General features: G+C 59.7%; 18 protein-coding genes and 1 pseudogene. 9 read left to right on the top strand and 10 right to left on the bottom strand.

Annotated elements, in window-relative coordinates:
- Window positions 1-45 precede the first annotated feature (45 nt).
- A complete protein-coding gene (locus ABH912_RS11555) occupies window positions 46-1,536 on the bottom strand; it encodes an aldehyde dehydrogenase family protein (RefSeq protein WP_429510716.1) in 1,491 nt (496 codons plus the stop codon).
- Between the two features lie 276 nt (window positions 1,537-1,812).
- Here ABH912_RS11555 and ABH912_RS11550 point away from each other — a divergent pair, with 276 nt between their 5' ends.
- The gene (locus tag ABH912_RS11550; protein WP_429510715.1) at window positions 1,813-2,067 is read left to right on the top strand and encodes a DUF1652 domain-containing protein; all 255 of its coding nucleotides are present in this window, start codon (window positions 1,813-1,815) and stop codon (window positions 2,065-2,067) included.
- Between the two features lie 50 nt (window positions 2,068-2,117).
- On the opposite strand, the gene ABH912_RS11545 is transcribed toward ABH912_RS11550, so the two are convergent.
- The gene (locus ABH912_RS11545) at window positions 2,118-2,474 is read right to left on the bottom strand and encodes a hypothetical protein (RefSeq protein WP_033061180.1); all 357 of its coding nucleotides are present in this window, start codon (window positions 2,472-2,474) and stop codon (window positions 2,118-2,120) included.
- Between the two features lie 344 nt (window positions 2,475-2,818).
- Here ABH912_RS11545 and peaA point away from each other — a divergent pair, with 344 nt between their 5' ends.
- From peaA to peaD, 4 genes are all read left to right on the top strand, one after another.
- Complete coding sequence (gene peaA / locus ABH912_RS11540) at window positions 2,819-4,399, top strand: quinohemoprotein amine dehydrogenase subunit alpha (RefSeq protein ID WP_429510714.1); 1,581 nt, start codon at window positions 2,819-2,821, stop codon at window positions 4,397-4,399.
- Window positions 4,400-4,480: 81 nt separating this feature from the next.
- Window positions 4,481-5,911 (top strand): quinohemoprotein amine dehydrogenase maturation protein, encoded by a 1,431-nt coding sequence (gene peaB, locus ABH912_RS11535; protein WP_010458403.1) that lies wholly within the window; start codon window positions 4,481-4,483, stop codon window positions 5,909-5,911.
- Between the two features lies 1 nt (window position 5,912).
- Window positions 5,913-6,236: a quinohemoprotein amine dehydrogenase subunit gamma gene (gene qhpC / locus ABH912_RS11530; RefSeq protein ID WP_008027961.1), complete on the top strand. Its 324-nt coding sequence runs from the start codon at window positions 5,913-5,915 to the stop codon at window positions 6,234-6,236.
- Between the two features lie 25 nt (window positions 6,237-6,261).
- The gene (gene peaD / locus ABH912_RS11525) at window positions 6,262-7,380 is read left to right on the top strand and encodes a quinohemoprotein amine dehydrogenase subunit beta (protein WP_429510713.1); all 1,119 of its coding nucleotides are present in this window, start codon (window positions 6,262-6,264) and stop codon (window positions 7,378-7,380) included.
- Between the two features lie 139 nt (window positions 7,381-7,519).
- Here peaD and ABH912_RS11520 read toward each other — a convergent pair whose 3' ends face one another.
- Both ABH912_RS11520 and ABH912_RS11515 read right to left on the bottom strand, forming a co-directional pair.
- Window positions 7,520-7,921, bottom strand: a complete 402-nt coding sequence (locus ABH912_RS11520) for a lysozyme inhibitor LprI family protein (protein ID WP_429510712.1) — start codon at window positions 7,919-7,921, stop codon at window positions 7,520-7,522.
- Between the two features lie 84 nt (window positions 7,922-8,005).
- Window positions 8,006-8,938 (bottom strand): ADP-ribosylglycohydrolase family protein, encoded by a 933-nt coding sequence (locus ABH912_RS11515; RefSeq protein ID WP_429510711.1) that lies wholly within the window; start codon window positions 8,936-8,938, stop codon window positions 8,006-8,008.
- 196 nt (window positions 8,939-9,134) lie between these two features.
- On the opposite strand from ABH912_RS11515, the gene ABH912_RS11510 reads away from it, so the two are divergent.
- Window positions 9,135-9,623, top strand: coding sequence for an SRPBCC family protein (locus tag ABH912_RS11510; RefSeq protein WP_033061165.1), 489 nt, complete (start codon window positions 9,135-9,137; stop codon window positions 9,621-9,623).
- Window positions 9,624-10,281: 658 nt separating this feature from the next.
- Here the strand turns inward: ABH912_RS11510 and inhA are convergent.
- A complete protein-coding gene (gene inhA / locus ABH912_RS11505; RefSeq protein WP_429510710.1) occupies window positions 10,282-10,977 on the bottom strand; it encodes an isonitrile hydratase in 696 nt (231 codons plus the stop codon).
- A 90-nt stretch (window positions 10,978-11,067) separates the two neighbouring features.
- On the opposite strand from inhA, the gene ABH912_RS11500 reads away from it, so the two are divergent.
- Window positions 11,068-12,051: a GlxA family transcriptional regulator gene (locus ABH912_RS11500; protein ID WP_429510709.1), complete on the top strand. Its 984-nt coding sequence runs from the start codon at window positions 11,068-11,070 to the stop codon at window positions 12,049-12,051.
- Here the strand turns inward: ABH912_RS11500 and ABH912_RS11495 are convergent.
- The 5 genes and pseudogenes from ABH912_RS11495 to ABH912_RS11475 form a co-directional block, all read right to left on the bottom strand.
- The gene (locus ABH912_RS11495; protein ID WP_429510708.1) at window positions 12,020-12,922 is read right to left on the bottom strand and encodes an alpha/beta fold hydrolase; all 903 of its coding nucleotides are present in this window, start codon (window positions 12,920-12,922) and stop codon (window positions 12,020-12,022) included. The genes ABH912_RS11500 and ABH912_RS11495 overlap by 32 nt on opposite strands.
- A 28-nt stretch (window positions 12,923-12,950) precedes the next feature.
- Window positions 12,951-13,583 carry a BRCT domain-containing protein gene (locus ABH912_RS11490; RefSeq protein WP_429510707.1) on the bottom strand — a complete coding sequence of 211 codons (633 nt, stop codon included), beginning with the start codon at window positions 13,581-13,583 and terminating at the stop codon, window positions 12,951-12,953.
- Between the two features lie 11 nt (window positions 13,584-13,594).
- Window positions 13,595-13,978 carry a hypothetical protein gene (locus ABH912_RS11485; RefSeq protein ID WP_429510706.1) on the bottom strand — a complete coding sequence of 128 codons (384 nt, stop codon included), beginning with the start codon at window positions 13,976-13,978 and terminating at the stop codon, window positions 13,595-13,597.
- A 290-nt stretch (window positions 13,979-14,268) separates the two neighbouring features.
- A pseudogene (locus ABH912_RS11480) lies at window positions 14,269-16,094 on the bottom strand (glycoside hydrolase family 15 protein).
- Window positions 16,087-16,221, bottom strand: a complete 135-nt coding sequence (locus tag ABH912_RS11475) for a hypothetical protein (protein ID WP_269434510.1) — start codon at window positions 16,219-16,221, stop codon at window positions 16,087-16,089. The pseudogene ABH912_RS11480 and the gene ABH912_RS11475 overlap by 8 nt, the downstream one beginning before the upstream one ends.
- Before the next feature lie 129 nt (window positions 16,222-16,350).
- Here ABH912_RS11475 and ABH912_RS11470 point away from each other — a divergent pair, with 129 nt between their 5' ends.
- Window positions 16,351-17,523: an MFS transporter gene (locus tag ABH912_RS11470; RefSeq protein ID WP_429510705.1), complete on the top strand. Its 1,173-nt coding sequence runs from the start codon at window positions 16,351-16,353 to the stop codon at window positions 17,521-17,523.
- Window positions 17,524-17,604: 81 nt separating this feature from the next.
- The gene (locus tag ABH912_RS11465; protein WP_429510704.1) at window positions 17,605-18,339 is read left to right on the top strand and encodes a thioesterase II family protein; all 735 of its coding nucleotides are present in this window, start codon (window positions 17,605-17,607) and stop codon (window positions 18,337-18,339) included.
- Window positions 18,340-18,572: the final 233 nt, after the last annotated feature.

Below are 18,572 nucleotides of genomic sequence, written 5' to 3'. Positions count from 1 at the left end.
TGAGGGGTGGATCTTAAATCCAACACCAATCAATCCCCCCAAAACCTACAACTTAATCAACACCGACTTCAACTCGGTGTAATGCTCAATCGCCGCATACCCCATCTCGCGCCCAACCCCCGACATCTTGTACCCACCAAACGGCAACGCCGGGTCCAGGGCACTGTGGCAATTGACCCACACCGACCCCGATTTGATCCGCGGAATCATCCGGTGCACCGCCGCCAGATCGTTCGACCAGATACTCGCCCCAAGCCCATACGGACTGTCGTTGGCCATGCGCAACGCATCGGCTTCATCATCGAACGGAATCGCCACCAGCACCGGACCGAAGATCTCCTCCTGCACCAGCGAGTGCTTCTGATCGACATCCACAATCACCGTCGGTTTGACGAAGAACCCCGGCCCGAACTGCTCGCCACCGCAAGCGATGGTCGCGCCACTTTCCCGTCCCTTTTCGATGTACCCGTAAACCCGCTCCTGCTGGCGCGCCGAGATCAGCGGTCCCATCTCGACACTTGGGTCCAGGCCATTGCCCAGTTTCATGGCATTGGCGATGTCGGCGATGTCCGCCACTACATTGTCGAAATGCTTGCGCTGCACATACAGCCGCGAGCCTGCGCAGCACACTTGGCCCTGATTGAAAAAAATCGCGCTGGCGGCACCGGCAGCGGCGCTCTTCAGGTCGGCGTCGGCCATGACGATGGTCGGCGATTTGCCGCCCAGTTCCAGGGTCACCCGGGTCATGGAATCCATGGCGATCTTGCCGATCTGCTTGCCCACGGCGGTGGAGCCGGTGAAGGTCAACTTGTCCACCAGCGGGTTGTGAGTCAGGGCGGAACCGGCGGTGATGCCGGTGCCGGTGACCACGTTGAACACGCCTTCGGGGTAACCGGCTTCCAGCACCAGTTCGGCGAGTTTCAGCGCGGTCAGCGGGGTTTCGTCGGCAGGTTTGAGTACCACGGTGCAACCGGTGGCCAGGGCCGGGCCGAGTTTCCAGCAGGCCAGCAGCAGCGGGAAGTTCCAGGCGACGATGGCGCCGACCACGCCCACCGCTTCGCGGCGGATGAAGCTGTGGAATTGATCGTTGGGCATCAACGGCAACGACACTTCAACGCTGGAGCCTTCGATCTTGGTCGCCCAACCGGCCATGTAGCGCAGGAAGTCGATGGACAGTTGCACGTCCATCACCTGGGCCACCGCCGCACTTTTGCCGTTGTTCAGGCATTCCAGTTGCGCCAGCAGTTCGGCGTCGCGCTCCATCAGGTCGGCGAGTTTCCACAGCAGGTTCTGCCGCTCCCGAGGTCGGGTGCGGGTCCAGGCTGAATCATCGAAGGCCTGACGGGCGGCGAGCACGGCGCGGTCGACATCCTCAGGCGTGGCCCGTGGCACGACGCACAGCACTTCGCCGGTGGCCGGGTTGTGCAGGGGCATGGTCTGGCCGTCGGCGGCTTCGACCCAATCGCCGCCGATGAGCATGCGCGGAGCGCGCTGGATGAACGCCGAGGTGGCGGGAAGCAGATGAGGGAGGGGCATTTGCGAGACCTCTTGTTGTTCGTGAGAACAGAGGTTTCGCAATGGCTGTGCCAAGTAGCCTGAAAGGCAAGGCAGCCCTTGGTCGGCGGGGTTTTGGGGTACTCAAGGGAATCGCGAACGCTGTGAGATTTGTTGCAAATTGCGACAACCATGAGACGACGAGCAACCGGGTGGCGACCTTGAGGCCCCCACTAATGAGGATTAGAATTTTCAGGCTCGGTGGGTGAAATGACGGACCGTTCATCCGGCAATACATCTGCTGTGAGGGAGGTAACGATGTTCCTTTCAACCCTGGAAATTCAAAACATCATTGAACACAGTTTTCTGCCGTCCGTTTGCACATGCAACATGGAGGCAGACCAGTCTCTGACGATTCGGGTCTGTGATTGCATGACCGGCAAAGTGGATCTGGTGGCCACCCATGTTCCCCTGTGGACGCTGGACAGCCCCCACGCGATCGCGTCACTGGTAGCGGACATGCGCCACGAGATCGACGTGCATAAAGGCATTCACCCCACCTTTAGTCCCTGAACCGGCGTCACGCCGCACCGTTGGAAGGCGGTGCGGCCTGCGCCGATTATTCAGGCTGCAAACTTCTGGGAAATTTCTTCGAACGTGTTGCCATCCACGGCAACCAATAGCTTTCTGTCGTCCTTGAGCGTCGCCAGAAAGGTCACTTCGGTTTCCTTGCCGGCCAGCATGAATCCGGCGATTGCGCCGATGGGCCCCAACAGCATGGCCCCGGCCACGCCAAAGCCGATGGCATCCTTGATGTTGTTGATCGAATCCTCGTTGGCCACTTCCACGCGCTTGAATGATGAGAGCGGAAGGGTAATGCCGGGCCATGGGTGAAGCGACGTTCTGAGGGTGAAAACGCCGTCTCTGTACTCTCCATCACCCTGCAGAAAGTCCCCCGCCAGGACAGTGATGCTTGCCATTTTTTTATCCCCTGGTGGCAATCGGTGAACACCCATTTCGCGCTTGCAGGGGGGCGTCGTCAATCGTCGGCCGATGAGCTGTTCCGGTCAGGCCATCTATGCTTGTCTCAGACTGCAACAACTGTCGCGATATTAGACGCAGGCGATCTCGTTCAGCGATGGCGAAAAGCGCTCGTCTTTACGCAACATATTGATTTAAAAGCCAATCGGCAAGCTGGCACGCTCCGTGTATTGCTCATCGCAGACGTTTCTCTTGCCTCCGTCAGCGGTGCGCCGCCGACGGCAGAAACCATAAAAACGATAAGCCACAAAAATAAGAAAGCACCGTGCGAGGTTCGACGTTGATGAAGAGAAAACTCCGATCAGGCCTGAGTGCCAGTCTGCTGGCCGTGGCCGCTTGTGTGGCGCTGCATTCGCCTTACAGCCTGGCAGCCCGCGACGCTCAGACCATCCTCAAGGAAACCTGTCAGGGCTGTCATACCCCCGAGGCCGATAACGCCCTGAGCCGCATCAGCCACCAGCGCAAAACCCCTGAAGGCTGGCTCATGAGCATCGCCCGCATGCAAACCATGCACGGTTTGCAGATCAGCGATGGCGACCGCCGAACCCTGGTCAAATACCTGGCCGACACTCAAGGCCTGGCCCCAAGCGAGACCGACGGCGTGCGTTATGCGCTGGAGCGTCGACTCAATACCGTCGAGAAATTCGACGACCAGACCAGCCAGATGTGCGGCCGCTGCCACTCCGGTGCGCGGGTCGCCCTGCAACGGCGTCCGGCCCAGGAGTGGGAGCGCCTGGTGAACTTCCACCTCGGCCAATGGCCGTCGCTGGAATACCAGGCGCTGGCCCGTGACCGTGACTGGTTCGACCTTGCCCGCAAAGACATGGTGCCGCTGCTGGCCAAGCGTTATCCGCTGGACAACCCTGCCTGGAAAAAATGGCTGAGCACCGCGCCAAAAGCCGAAGCGCTGGTGGGCGACTGGAGTTTCAGCGGCCACTTACCGGGCAAGGGTGAATTGGCCGGTGTGATGAGCGTCACGGCCGATGGCAGCGACACGTTCAAGGTCAGCGTCAAAGGCCAATACGCCGATGGCAGCCCGTTCAACGGCGATGGCAGCGCGATTCTCTACACCGGCTACGAATGGCGCGGCAACGTGACCATCGACGGCGTGACCATGCGCCAGGTGTTCGCCGCCCAAGGCAACGCGATGCAGGGCCGGATGTTCGAGGCCGAGCATGATGAGCGAGGCCTGGACTTCGTCGCCGCCAAGCAGGGCAGTAGTCGTTTGCTGGCGGTGCAGCCGGGTTACCTGAAGGCTGGCGCCGAAACTGAAGTGACCCTTGTCGGCAGCGGTCTCACCGGCAAACCGAACTTCGGCAAAGGCGTGGAAGTGGTCGAAGTGCTGGAGCAAAGTCCGGAGCGCATGCGGGTCAAACTCAAGGCCGCAGCCAATGCCCAGCCTGGTTTACGCGCAGTCTCCGTCGGCGCGCTGAAAGGCCCGACCTTGTCGGTCTACAGCAAGATCGCTGAAGTCAAAGTCGTGCCTGAGTTCTCGGTGGCGCGAATCGGTGAGGGCGGTGGTTCGACACCGAAAGTCCAGGGCCGTTTCGATGCCGAAGCCTGGGGCAAGGGCACCGACGGCAAGCCATATCGCATCGGCGTGTTCCCGGCGCAGTGGTCGGTCGAAGCCTTCGACGACCGCGCCAAGGAAGACGAAGACGTCAAGTTCGCCGGCACCATGCAGGCTGACAGCGGCGTGTTCACACCGGGCGATGCCGGGCCGAACCCGCAACGCAAGATGTCCACCAACAATGCCGGCAACCTCAAGGTGATTGCCGCCGTCGACGACGCAGGGAAATCCCTGACCGGCGAAGGCCACATGATCGTCACCGTGCAACGCTGGAACAATCCACCCATTCCATGAGTTGGCTGATTTCAAACGATTCAGACACTTTTTCGGAATGATCGCAGGCCCCGCCAATCGGGGTTTGCACAGGAGGTTGCAATGGGCGCTATTTTGAATCTGGTCGAACGGAACCTGCACGAAGTGCACGTCGATGCCGACCGCATGCTGTTTCACATCCCCAGCAGTTCGCTGTTCGCCAGCGATGAGCTGACGGGCACCATCATTGATACCTTGCGCGGTCCCGGCTGTTCGTCCGAGGACCTGATCCAGCGTTTGGCTTCGCGTTTTAACGGCGAGGAAATCACCGAGACCCTGCGCGAGTTGATGTCTCTGGAACTGGTCAGCGACGGCTCGCCGCTGACCCCCGACATCGGCACCAAGCGGGTCGAGCGCACGGCGATCAATACCGTGGTGCTCAACGTCAACACTGGGTGCAATCTGAGCTGCACCTACTGCTACAAGGAAGACCTGGACAAGCCGTCGGCCGGCAAGAAAATGGACGTGGAAACGGCCGTCGCCTCTGTAGAAATGTTGCTGCGTGAATCCCCGGACGAAGAGCGTTTCACTGTGGTGTTCTTCGGCGGCGAGCCGCTGAGCAATCGCAAGCTGATCGAGTACATGGTCGACTATTGCGAGAAGCGTTTCCGCGAGGCGGGCAAGTTCGTCGAGTTCGTCATGACCACCAACGCCACGCTGCTCACCGAGGAGACCGTGGACTATCTGAATGCCCACCGTTTCGGCCTGTCAGTCAGTATCGACGGACCGAAAACCGTGCATGACCGCAACCGCATCACCGTGGGCGGGCAGGGCACGTATGACGTGGTGCGACGCAAGGCTGAAATGCTGCTGTCGCGCTACAACAGTCGTCCGGTGGGGGCCCGCGTCACCTTGACCACCGGCGTCACCGACGTCGAAACCATCTGGGATCACCTGTTCAACGAACTCGGTTTTGCCGAAGTCGGCTTTGCCCCGGTGACCTCCGGCGACATCAGCACCTTCAACCTGTCCAGCGACGAACTGATCGAAGTCTTCGCCAGCATGAAGAGACTCGGCCGGCGCTATCTGGAAGCAGCACTGGAGCACCGCAACATCGGTTTCTCCAACCTGCACCAGTTGATCACCGACATCCACGAAGGCCACAAAAAAGCCCTGCCTTGCGGCGCTGGCCTGAAGATGTTGGCGGTGGATCACAAGGGCGAATTGAATCTGTGCCACCGCTTTACCGGCTCATCGTTGCCGACTTTCGGCAACGTTCATAGCGGGGTGAAACAGGTTGAGTTGAACGACTTCCTATCCCAGCGCCTGGACCGCACCAACACCGGTTGCGAGGACTGCCAGATCCGCAATCTCTGCTCCGGCGGCTGCTACCACGAGAGCTATGCCCGTTACGGTGACCCGACCCACCCGACCTATCACTACTGCGAACTGATGCGTGACTGGGTCGACTTCGGCATCGAGGTCTACACCCGGATCATGGCCCACAACCCTGCGTTTATCAGCAGCTACATCACTCCGCGCAAGGCTCACTGATATGAAACATCTCAAGGCAATCAATAATAAAGCGCTGAAACTGGATGAGGCCGCGGCCGAAAACCGCATCGAAGAAGTGGTGGCGATGAGTTCCGTCGCCGGCTGCGCCTCGACCACCGACCCGGGTTGGGAAATCGACGCCTTTGGCGGTGTGTCGTCGCTGTGCCAGCCGATGGAAGCTGACCTTTACGGTTGTTCCGACCCTTGCTGGTGGCCGGCCCAGGTGCCCGACATGATGAGCACCTACCCGGACTGGAACAAGGATGCCCAGGCGTCCAACGACAACTGGCGCAACCTTGGCACTGTCTTCCCTAAAGACAAGTGATCGGACAGAGAAGAAGGATTCCAGCATGCCTAGCATCAAAGCCTGCGGCCTGGCCGCGTTCGCCGTCCTGAGCGCCTGTTCGCTCACTGTTCTGGCCGATGAAAACACTGCTCTCGAAACCGGTCACGAGTACATGTTGACCACCAATTACCCGAACAACCTGCACGTCATCGACGTGGCTACCGACACCTTGTTCAAGACCTGCAAAATGCCGGATGCCTTCGGTCCCGGCACCGTTCAGTTGTCGCCGGACCGCAAGACCGCTTACGTGCTGAACAATCACTACGCGGATGTCTACGGCGTTGAACTCGACAGCTGCAAGCAGGTGTTCCACGCCAGCATCACCCAGAAACCGGGGGAGAAAGCGCGGTCCATGTTCGCCTTCACCCTCAGCCACGACGGCAAGGAACTGTTCACCATTGCCAACCCGACGTTGATGCTCAACGACCGCTACGAAGTGCAGCAACCGCGGCTCGATGTGTACGCCACCGACGCCGGCATGGACGCCAAACCCGTGCGCAGTTTCCCGGCGCCACGGCAGTTGACCATCATGCAGAGCGGTGACGACGGCACGCTGTACGTGGCGGGGGCGGATGTCTACAAGGTCGATGTGAAGACCGGCAAGTTCGACGTGCTGATCCCCAGCCGCCACTGGAAACGCCCGGGCTATAGCGCGCCGGACGTGCTCTACGTGTGGAACCAGCAGACTTATCGCCATGACTTCTCACTGCTCTACACCGCGGCGAAATTCAAGGACAAGAAGCAGGACCCGCTGACCGCCGAGTACCTCTACGGGCTGTTCAGCATCGATCTGAAAACCGGCAAGACCGAAACCACCGACTTCGGCCCTCTGACGGAAATCTACTTCAGCGGCATGCGCTCGCCGAAGGATCCGAACCTGATGTTCGGCGTGCTCAACCGTTTGGCGAAGTACGACATCAAGGAGAAGAAAATGCTCCAGGCGGCGACGCTGGATCACTCTTACTACTGCATTTCGTTCAACAAGGACGGCAGCAAGATTTATCTGGCGGGGACGTTTAACGATGTGGCGATCTTTGATTCGGAGAGCCTGAAGCAGATCGGTAGCATCAAGTTGCCGGGTGGGGATATGGCGATCACCACGGCGCAGATATTTGTTCGGTAATTGCGGCGTCTGAACTGACGCCATCGCGAGCAAGCTCGCTCCCACAGTGGATCTTCAGTGTGATCACTATTGCGTGAACATCATTGAACCCTGTGGGAGCGAGCTTGCTCGCGATGAGGCCCTTACAAGCACCGAATCATTAAGCCCCTGGCACCGGACAACTCAAATCCCCCTCCTGACACTTCAAATAATTCTTGAAAGTCTCAACCCGCGCCTTGGTCAACTCAGTCACACAGTTGCTGTAGATCAGCGGATACACACTCCCGCCTTCCACCCCGGCGCTCGCGAACTTGCACTCGGCATCCCGGAACGCAATCCAAGACCGCTGCGCCCCGATCAGCAGCTTTTTGCTTTCGGGGTTGCTCTTCAAACGCTCGTTGATCTGCTGGTAAAGCGCATTCAACTCCTTGTCCGCCGTCTTGTGCTGCTGCGCCGCGCACTGATTCATCGTCGCCTGATCGGTGGCGTTGTCGCAGTCCACCGCATACGCGGCAGTAGTGAACAGCAGAGGCGTCAGTGCCAGGAGAAAGCGTGGGAGCATGGGGATTCTCGCTTTGACAGGTAAGTTGGGGGGGGCAGTTTAGTGCCGTATTCGACCCTTTATGTTTGCCGACGGCCGTGTAGGCTATTCATCGCGTGCTCCTGATTGCGTGAGGGTGGCTGCCCGCAGCAACGCGTCAGCCGTGGCTTCGATGTCTTCCCGCCAATGTAACTTGTCCAGCCAGCGGTCGGGAATGCCCCGCACACCGTAATGAGCCCCGGCAAACTGGCCAACGATGGCGGCGGTGGTGTCGGCGTCGTCGCCCAGGTTGGCGGCTTTCAGGATGGCGGCTTCAAAGCTGTCAGTCTGATGAAAGCACCACAGGGCCGCTTCCAGTGAAGCAACGCAGTAACCGCTGCCATGGATTTTGCGTTCAGGTTTACCGAAATAATCGCCTCGCGCGATGGCGGCCACTTTGGGTTCCAGGCATGTCGTTTCTGACAAGCCGAGTACTTCTGCCTTGGACGCGCCTTGCAACGCACGGTGGATCAGCTCGGCGAACAGCTGACAGCATTCGACCGCTTCCGGTGCGGCGTGGGTGGTTCGCGAGCTGTTGGCGGAAAACGCCAGGATCCGGTCGCGATCGGGAAAGTAATACAACACCACCGGCACCAGGCGCATCAGCGAGCCGTTGCCGGCCGTGCGGGGATCGGTGGAGCCGGCGAACGGTTCGCCGGTTTCCTGATAACGCGTCAGGGCGTCGCGTACGGTCATGCCAATGTCGAAGCATTTCCCCGTCGAGCTCAGATAACCCCATTGCCACCAGTTCCAGTAACGCCCCATCTGGTCGGCCGCCTCGAAGCCGTTTTTGCTCAGCAGGCTTTCGGCCAGGCACAGCGCCATCGAGGTGTCATCGGTCCATTGCCCGGGTTTCAGATTGAAAGGGCCGCCACCCACCATGTCGGTCAGGGGCTTGAACGAGCCGCGTGGCTGGAACTCGACGCTGGTGCCAACGGCATCACCGCAGGCCAGGCCCAGCAGGGCTCCGCGATAACGCTCTGTCAGTGAAAGCTGCATGAATCGTCCTTGTCTGAGTCAATTTCGTTTTTCACGTTAGCAGTTTCGGTCTACTCGTTTGGTTTTCAAACCAGCAGTTACACTTTGAAATGCAGCTGAATATTTCGTACAGGGTTGATTGCGATACCCGATTGATACAACTTTAGGGTTGGTCTTGTGGTCTTACAGGCCTACTGTTCAGTACAGGAGGTGACTTATGAATCCAGCATCAGATCGCATCGAAAGGAAGATCCTGCTCAAAACGCCGCGCTCGCAGGTCTGGCGTGTGCTGGCCAATGCCGAAGCCTTCGGACAGTGGTTTGGCGTGGCGCTGGAGGGCAAGCGTTTTGTCGCCGGTGAGTGGACCCAGGGGCAGATTACGTACCCGGGTTATGAGCACTTGTTGTGGAATGTACTGGTGGAGCGGGTCGAGCCCGAACGGGTGTTTTCGTTTCGCTGGCACCCGTATGCCGTGGAGCCGGATCTCGATTACTCCCAGGAACCCACCACGCTGGTGAAGTTCGAGCTCGAAGACATGGATGAAGGCACGTTACTCAAGGTCACTGAGTCCGGTTTCGATCACATCCCCCAGACGCGCAGGCTCAAGGCGTTCCGTATGGACAGCCGCGGTTGGGATGAACAGATGAACAACATCGAAGAGTTCCTCAAAGTCAGTGCCAGGCAACGCGAGCGTCAGGAAGAGTGATGGCTGCATGTTCGAACCTTGGCTGAAACGCTGGGCGTTTATCGACGACGATACCCTGGCGGCAGCAGGTCAGCTGCAGGCCGCTAAACTCGCGGGTTTAATGCTCAAAACCTGAGTCGTCTAAGGGTTTTCGGAAGGGTAGGTATAGCGAATGTCCTACACGCGATGGTAGCTATGTCGTCTATTGCACATTGGATCCGAAGCGTAATCTGGCTTCATCAACCGAAGCACAGGAAGTGCTCGGGATCATGGATGATCGACCATAAGCAAGGAATCGCTGCCGACAGGGAGTCGTAATGGTCTTGGGAAACCCGCTTCGGCGGGTTTTTTTTGGTCTGTCGAAAAGGCCTTGGCAGATGAGTTTCGTGTAGCAGAAGAGAGCTTCATGGCTGAATGGGCAATGGCTTACACCAGAGCGCTGGTATGTCCTCTGTTTACGCTTCACCGATGTGTTTATTCTGGATCCATCAACTGAGTCGCAGGAAGCGCTCAGGATCACGGATGATCGACCATTGGCCAGGATGGCTGCCGACAGGATGTCGAAATGGTCTTGAGAAACCCGCTTAGGCGGGTTTTTTTGTGGGCGATGGAAAATCCTCGGCGCATCATTTTTGGCCGGGGAAACGGCAGCCAGGCACTGGCTGCCGGTCGGGATGGATCAGCGTGCTGACAACTGATCGAGTTTCGCCGCTACACGTTCAGTGATTTCCGAGCGCAGTTTCAATGACCCGGCGGCACGTTTGCGGGCCTCCTCCAGCACACTCACCGGAGCCGTCTCTGGGCTGCCCGACACAAACGGCGGCGCCGGGGCATATTCCAGCTGCAACTGCACCAGCTCTGCCGTGTCTTTATCGAACAGCTCCGCGGCCAGGATCAGGGCAAAATCGATGCCCGCCGTGATCCCGCCACCGGTCAACAGATTGCCGTCGCGCACCACCCGATCCTTCACCGGGATTGCCCCCAACGGCGCCAGCAATTCGTGATAAGCCCAGTGAGTGGTGGCGCGTTTGCCCTTCAGCAAACCTGCCGCACCCAGCACCAGCGCGCCGGTACACACCGACGTGACGTAACGCGCGGTAGCGGCCTTCGCCTTGATGAAGGCCAGTGTCGCTTCATCTTCCATCAACGGCCCGACGCCGCTGCCACCGGGAATGCAGATCACATCCAGCTTCGGGCAATCATCGAACGTGGTGGTCGGTTTCAGCACCAGGCCCGTGCTCGCGGTGACCGGCATCAGGTCCTTCCAGATCAAATGCACCTTCACGTCCGGCAGCGAGGCCAGTACGTCGTAAGGGCCGGTGAGGTCCAGTTGCTGAACCTGTGGAAACAACAGAAAACCGATCTGCAACGTCATGGCATTTTTCTCATGAAGTGGGTGGACGACTTCACTTTAGGCTCGTAGGATTTGGCGTATACGCCAATAACCCCACGAATTACGCCAATCATGCCGAAAACCATTCACGTGCTCGCCTTTGCCAATGTGCAACTGCTCGACGTCACCGGGCCGTTGCAGGTGTTCGCCTCGGCCAACGATATTTCTCGCCAGCAAGGTTTTCCGCCACCTTATGCGCCGTCGGTGATTGCCAGCGGCGGTGGGGCGGTGATGTCGTCGGCGGGGCTGGCGCTGTTGGCCGAGCCGTTGCCCGAGGAGGGCAGTGACACATTGATCATTGCCGGTGGCTGGGGCGTTTACGACGCGGCGCAAGATGAACCGCTGGTGACGTGGGTACGTGAACATGCGACGGGGTGTCGGCGGGTAGCGTCGGTGTGCACCGGTGCATTTTTGCTGGCGGCCAGCGGCTGGCTCGATGGCCGGCGGGTGGTCACTCACTGGACCCGTTGCGAGCAGTTGGCGCAACAGCATCCGCGGCTGCAGGTTGAACCCAATCCGATCTTTATCAATGACGGTCCGGTCTGGACTTCGGCCGGGGTCACCGCCGGTATCGATCTGGCGCTGGCCATGGTCGAAGAAGATCTTGGCCGCACGATGGCCCTGGAAGTCGCCCGGCAATTGGTGGTGTTCCTGAAACGACCCGGCGGGCAGTCGCAGTTCAGCGTGACCCTCTCTTTGCAAAAGGAAGGCAACCGTTTCGATGAACTTCATGCCTGGATCAGTGAAAACCTCACCAAGGACTTGGGCATCCCGACCCTGGCCTTGCAGGCCGGCATGAGCGAACGCAGCTTCGTCCGCCACTACCGCGCCGACACCGGCCAGACTCCGGCCCGGGCCATCGAACTGATTCGGGTCGAGACTGCCCGACGTTTGCTCAGCGATACCGGCGTGCCGATCAAACGGGTGGCGGTGCAATGCGGATTCGGCAGCGAAGAGACGCTTCGACGCAGTTTTCTGCGGGCCATGGGCGTGACCCCGCAGGCCTATCGCGAGCGTTTCAGCGTCAGCCCTCCAGCAGATCCAGTAATGCTCTGACCGTCGCCTCGGGCGCTTCTTCGGGAATGTTATGCCCGACGCCCGCCAGCACTCGCCGCTCATAACGCCCCGTGAAATGGACGATGTCTTCGTCTATCTCCGGTGCCGGTCCGACGCCATCGTCGGCACCGCACAGCGAAATCGTCGGTACGCTGATCGGCGGCTGTCGGGTCAGCGCTTCTTCGATCCACTCCAGCGCCGGGTCGCCGGGCGCGTACATGAACCGGTGGCGGTAGGAGTGAATCACCACCTCGACGAAATCCGGGTTATCGAAGGCCGGTGCACTTAACGGATACAACTCAGGACCTTTTGCCCAAGTGGGTGACCACAGCTTCCAGAGTAATTCGCACAAATCCCGGCGATTTTTCGTCAGGCCTTCGACGCCGCGTGGCGAGTGGAAGTAGTACTGATACCAGAGGCGGTGCTCGGTTTGGGGGGCCAACGGTTCGGTGGCATGGGGAATGTCCTGAAGGTTGTAACCGTCACCGGTCACCAGGCAACGAACCCGCTCAGGCCATAGCGCCGCCACAATACACGCCGCCCGACCGCCCCAGTCATAGCCGCACAGAGCGGCTTGTTGAATGGCCAGCGCATCCATCAGGTCCAGCAAATCCTGAGCGAGGGCGGCTTGTTGTCCGGAGCGCAGGGTGTCGGGGTGGTTGAACCGGGTCGGGCCGTAACCGCGCAGGTACGGGACGATCACGCGGTAGCCCTTGGCGGCCAGGGCTGGGGCGATTTCGTCGTAGGCGCGCGGGGAGTAGGGGAAGCCGTGGAGGAGGATGATCGGGTCGCCGGTGGTGGGGCCGTGTTCTTCGTAGGCGAGCGACAGACTTGGAGTTTTGGTGAAGTGGATCAGCGCTTCATTGTTCATGCGACACTCCAGAGTGACTGCATTGGCCTTACCCGAAGAGCACCTTTTGCCAATGCTCTTCACTGATGATGGCGATGGGGACGCCGTTTTCTCTCAGCTCAACGGCTTTTTTGATTTTTGTTCCATAAGTGCTGTGAAGCCACTGCTCATTGCCGATGCTTCCCACTATCAAGTAGTGGATCTTCTTGCTGACGGATCCACCGATTAGCCCACCACGCTCAATAATCAGTGATTCGCAGTCCTTGCGCGGTCCGTACGCCATGACTCCGGTAAAAAGGAAAACTCGCTCAGTCCAACTCAATGTGGGCGCCGGGTTGTCGAGGGGAAGGCTGCTCGGTGTAGTAAAGGTTTGAGCCGAGCCAAGTGATAGGCCCGCGAACTGATGAAGCATCTCCAACAATTCTGCGGACTCCTCGGTATCAAGCACTCCGTCGCTCAGCATGCTGGCGAGGCGTTTGTAGAGGATGTTTACGACCGGATCGGAAAGATGGTCCAGATGGGTTTCGATCCAAGTCTTAAGAAACTCGGATTCCTGCTGGTTGATCGTGCCGTCGGCAGCGAGCCCCGCGGCGATCCCCACTAGGGCGTCTGCTGAGCGCCGGTCGATTCGTGCTTCGTGGAAGAATCTGCTGTTCTGAAATTCCTGATGTAAATCGACCATGTCCTTTCTCCCTAGACTTCCGCAACTTGATTGAAGTACTTCGACCGATCCGGCGTAAACGTCACCACCATGTGGGTCCGCGAACAGGTCAACGCCCGTTCTTCACCCAAATCAACATCCAGATCTTCCCCGCGCAACCCTTGCCACTGAGCGAGGTATTTGAGGGATCCATACTTTTCGAGTTTTTTCAGGCTGCGGCTGACGCCACCTTTCCAGCCCAGTACCGGCAGTTCGCCGGCAAGGCAGCGTTGGGCGAGTTCGGGGAAACGGGCGGCGCGTTGGCGGCCGATTTCCCAGCATTTGATCAGGCCTTTGTCTTGGGCTTCCCACAATTCGTCGCGGTTCAGTCCGGACCTGAGAGGGGCGTCGATGCTGCGGTGGATGCGCTGGGTCATTCTGGTTCCTTGAATTCGGGTTTTGTTGGACAGCTCCGCTGTACCCGTTGACGGTCGATGGTAGGGGGGGATGTAACGGCTGGCAACAAAGGATTTTCTGGTGGTGAATGCGGGTCTTGTTTAAGCAATGTAAGGCTTTGGGCTACGTAAAACCTGTGGCGAGGGAGCTTGCTCCCGTTCGGCGGCGAAGCCGTCGTAGACCCCGCCCCCGAGTTTTATCTGACACACCGAGTGGGGCTGCTTCGCAGCCCAGCGGGAGCAAGCTCCCTCGCCACAGGGGCTACCTGGTTTCACGGCTGCCAGAAACTCTTCTCCCCACTCAATTTCCGATCCAGAAAACACGCCGCACTGATCAGTGCCAAATGTGTCAGCGCTTGCGGCGTATTGCCCAGATGCCGCGCATGGCTGTCGAACTCTTCGGCGTACAACCCCAGCGGGTTGGCGTACCTCAGCAACTGTTCAAATTCCAGATGGGCCTTTTCCACCCGGCCGGCGCGGGCCAGGATTCGACGTACCAGAATGAGCACGCGGCGAAGGCGCCTTCGGTGCCGTCGAGGCCGTCGATTCGGGTGTCGTCATTGCGATAGCGGTAAACCATGCCGTCGCGCACCAGATTCTTTTCGATGGCGTCGAGGGTCGCGAGCCAGCGCGGGTCTTTGGCGCTGACGAAGCGCACCAGCGGCATCAGCAGCATCGAACCATCAAGCGCGGTGCCGCCGATGTACTGGACGAAATGCCCGCGTTCTTCGTTCCAGAAGTTTTCCCAGATGTCCGCGTAGATCGCCTGTCGGGTCTGGTCCCAGCGGGCGAACGGGGCGGGCAGTGAGCGTTTTGAGGCGAGGCGAATGGCCCGGTCCAGTGCCACCCAGCACATCAGTCGCGAGTGCAGGAAGTGATGCTGTTCGCCGCGCATTTCCCAGATGCCGACGTCTTTTTGCTCCCAGGTTTCGCAGACCTGATCGACCACTTCCACCGTGTGTTTCCAGCCTTCATGGGAGATGGCGTCGCCGTATTTGTTGACCAGATACACCGCGTCCATCAATTCGCCAAAGATATCGAGCTGGACCTGGTCGTAAGCCTGATTGCCAATGCGCACCGGTGTTGCGCCGCCATGGCCGCAGAGGTGCGAGAGTTCGGTTTCCGGCAGTTCCTGACGGCCATCGATGGCGTAGAGGATGTTGAGTTTCATGGACTTGCCGTGGCAATCGCTGACCCGCCCGCGCAGCCAGCGCATGTATTCATTGGCTTCCTGAACGAAGCCCAGGCGCATGAACGCGTATACCGTGAATGACGCGTCGCGGATCCACGTGTAGCGGTAGTCCCAATTGCGCTCGCCGCCAGGTGTTTCTGGCAGACCGAAGGTCGCGGCGGCGAGGATTGCGCCATGCTTGCGCGAGGTCAGCAGCTTCAACGCCAGGGCCGAGCGGTTGACCATTTCCCGCCAGCGGCCGCGGTAGTTGGATTGGCCGATCCAGTCGCGCCAGAACTTCAGGGTCCGTGCCAGGCAGATCGCGGCGGCGCCTTCCTTGAACCGTGGGTCATCGATACCGCCCAGCATGAATTCGGCAGTCTGGTCCTGTTCGAGGGTGAATTCGGCGACTGCCGCATGGCCGTCTATACGCAAAACCTGATCCGAAGACAGACGCAGGGACGGCTGATTGGTGGCCTCGAAGGTCACGTCTTCTTCATCCATGCGTGCGCGGGTCTTGGCACGAGCGTAGTCATGACGCACGGCGCAGCGCATATGAAACGTCGCCTGGCCGCTGACCACACGAACCCGGCGCATCAGCACCGGCGTGTCATCTTCGCTGTCGCCGATGGGCAGCAGGTCGGTGACTTCGACGACTGCGCGGTCGCTGAGCCAACGGGTTTGCAGCACATTGGTGTCGGGCAGGTAAATCTGCTCGCGGCGCGCGTCGGGTAAATCGGGGGACAGTTGGAAAATCCCGGCCTCGGGCGTGTCCAGTAGCGAGCAGAAGATCGACGGGCTGTCGAATTCCGGCCAGCAGAAAAAGTCCACACTGCCCTTGTCGTTGACCAGTGCCGCGCTGCGCATGTCGCCGATGATGCCATGGGCATCGATAGCGCTTTGTCGTTCGGGATGATGATCAGCCATTGCCGCGAAACTCCGGATAAAGGCTCATGCCGCCGACGATGAACAGGGTAGTGCCGACGTCAGCGCTTTGAGTTGAAGGCCTTATCAGCTGACTGGCGGGCGATGATGAGAGTTCACGCCGAACCATGAAAGTTTCGTCACCTGACTGTTCGCGATCAGGTCACGGGGCAGCCCTTCACATTCAACCAACAATTAGCTGCTTTCCCCTTGATCAGCCTTTGTGGCAACTTGCAGGCCCTAGTTGAGACACGCACCCATGGCAAACCCTTACCGCGAGCTGTTCAAAGCCCCAGGCAGCAGCGCTTTTGTGCTGGCCGGGATGATCGCGCGCATGCCGATTTCCATGACCGGCATCGGCCTGATCACCATGCTCTCGCAATTGCAGGGTGGCTACGGACTGGCTGGCGCTGTGGCGGCGACGTTTGCCCTGGCCACGGCGTTTTGCGCGCCGCTGGTCTCGCGGCTGGTGGACCGTTTCGGGCAGCGTCGGATCTTGCCGGTGTCGGCGCTGATCGGTGGCGGGGCGTTGTTGCTGGTGTTGCTTTGCACCCGCTTGCAGGCGCCGCAGTGGACGTTGTTTGTGTTTGCCGCGCTGGCCGGTTGCATGCCGAGCATGTCGGCGATGGTGCGGGCGCGCTGGACCGAGGTGTATCGCGGCCAGCCTGAGCTGCAAACCGCTTATGCACTGGAGTCGGTGCTGGACGAGGTCTGTTTTATTGTCGGGCCGCCACTGTCGGTGGGTTTGTGCGTGGTGGCGTTTCCCGAGGCGGGGCCGTTGGCGGCGTTGCTGATGCTGGCGATCGGGGTGACGGCGTTTGTGCTGCAACGTGACACCGAGCCGGCGATTCATCCGCATGAAGACCATCATCAAGGCTCGATCATTCGTTCCAGCGAGATTCAGTTGCTGATGTTGTTGATGGTCGCCATGGGCACCATCGTCGGCGTGGTGGATGTGGTCAGCGTGGCGTTCGCCCAGCAGCAGGGCCAGCCGGCGGCGGCGAGCATTGTGTTGTCGGTGTATGCCATCGGCTCGTGCATGGCCGGGCTGGCGTTCGGGGCGTTGCGCTCGAAACTGCCATTGCCGCGCCTGTTCCTGTACGGCGGGGTGGCGACGGCGGTGACCACGCTGCCGTTGCTGCTGGCGACGAACATTCTCGGGTTGTCGCTGGCGGTGTTCATCGCCGGGCTGTTCTTTGCGCCGACGCTGATTGTTGCGATGGCGTTGGTGGAGCGCATCGTGCCGCCGGCCAAACTCACCGAAGGCCTGACCTGGCTGGTGACCGGGTTGAGCATCGGCGTGGCGATTGGCGCGGCAAGTTCCGGGTGGCTGGTGGATGCGTTTGGGGCGCGTAGCGGGTTCTGGGTGGCGATTGCGGCTGGCGCGGTGGTGCTCGGTTCGGCGGTCCAAAGCTTCCGCCACCTCAAGTAAATCAAACACAGTCCGGTGCTCTACTAATTCCCCTCGGCGCTCATCCGTTCTCTTAACAGACAACTTTTTGAGGTAAGCCCGGTGACCCAGCTGACATTGCTCTGCCTGCCCTATTCGGGCGCGAGTGCCATGGTCTATAGCCGCTGGCGGCGCAAACTGCCGGAGTGGCTCAAGCTGCAACCCGTGGAACTGCCGGGTCGTGGCGCCCGGTTTGGCGAGCCGTTGCACACCGACATGCGACGCCTGGCGCTGCAACTCGCGCAGGAACAAAAAGCCACGCTCAAGACGCCGTATGCGCTGTTCGGTCATAGCCTTGGTGCGCTGCTGGCCTGTGAGATGGCCCATGCGTTTCGCTCGCTGGGCTGCCCGGAACCGGTGGCGCTGTTCGCTTCGGGCACCGCCGCACCGACGCTGCGTGCCGACTACGACCGGGGCTTCGCCGAGCCCAAAACCGATGCCGAATTGATCGAGCAATTGCGCACCCTCAACGGCACCAGTGAAGAGGTGCTGGCCAACGAAGAGCTGATGAGCCTGACGCTGCCGGTGCTGCGCGCGGACTTTCTGTTGTGCGGACGTTTCGAACCGCAGCAGCGTCCGTTGCTCAAGTGCCCGATTCATGTGCTTGGCGGCAAGGCTGACCGTGCAACCACTGAGCAACTGATCGGCTGGAGCAAGGAAACCCACGGTAGTTTTTCGGTGGACATGCTTGCGGGTGGACACTTTTTTATCCACGAGCACGAAGCCAAGGTGTTGCGGGTGATCAAGGATCAGCTGGACGTTCACCATCGGCGGCATGGGTTGATGGCTGTCAGCTAAACCATTCTGGAGCATCACCCAAAACCTGTGGGAGCGAGCTTGCTCGCGAAAGCAGTGTGTCAGTCGACGTTTCTAAACCTGACACGCCGCTATCGCGAGCAGGCTCACTCCTACAATGATTTTTGACTCACTGACACTCCGCGTTCTACCTCCTTTCTGATACTTGTTCTCATTCGCTAATTTTTCCGGTCTGCATTCGTTTTATAGGGACGACGTGCCTTTGTGCTTCCCGC

It is taken from the genome of Pseudomonas sp. BT76 TE3572 (assembly GCF_050435365.1).
Lineage (GTDB): Bacteria > Pseudomonadota > Gammaproteobacteria > Pseudomonadales > Pseudomonadaceae > Aquipseudomonas > Aquipseudomonas fluorescens_W.
The sequence above is the reverse complement of the archived record's forward strand: the minus strand, read 5'-3'. Positions and strand labels throughout refer to the sequence as shown.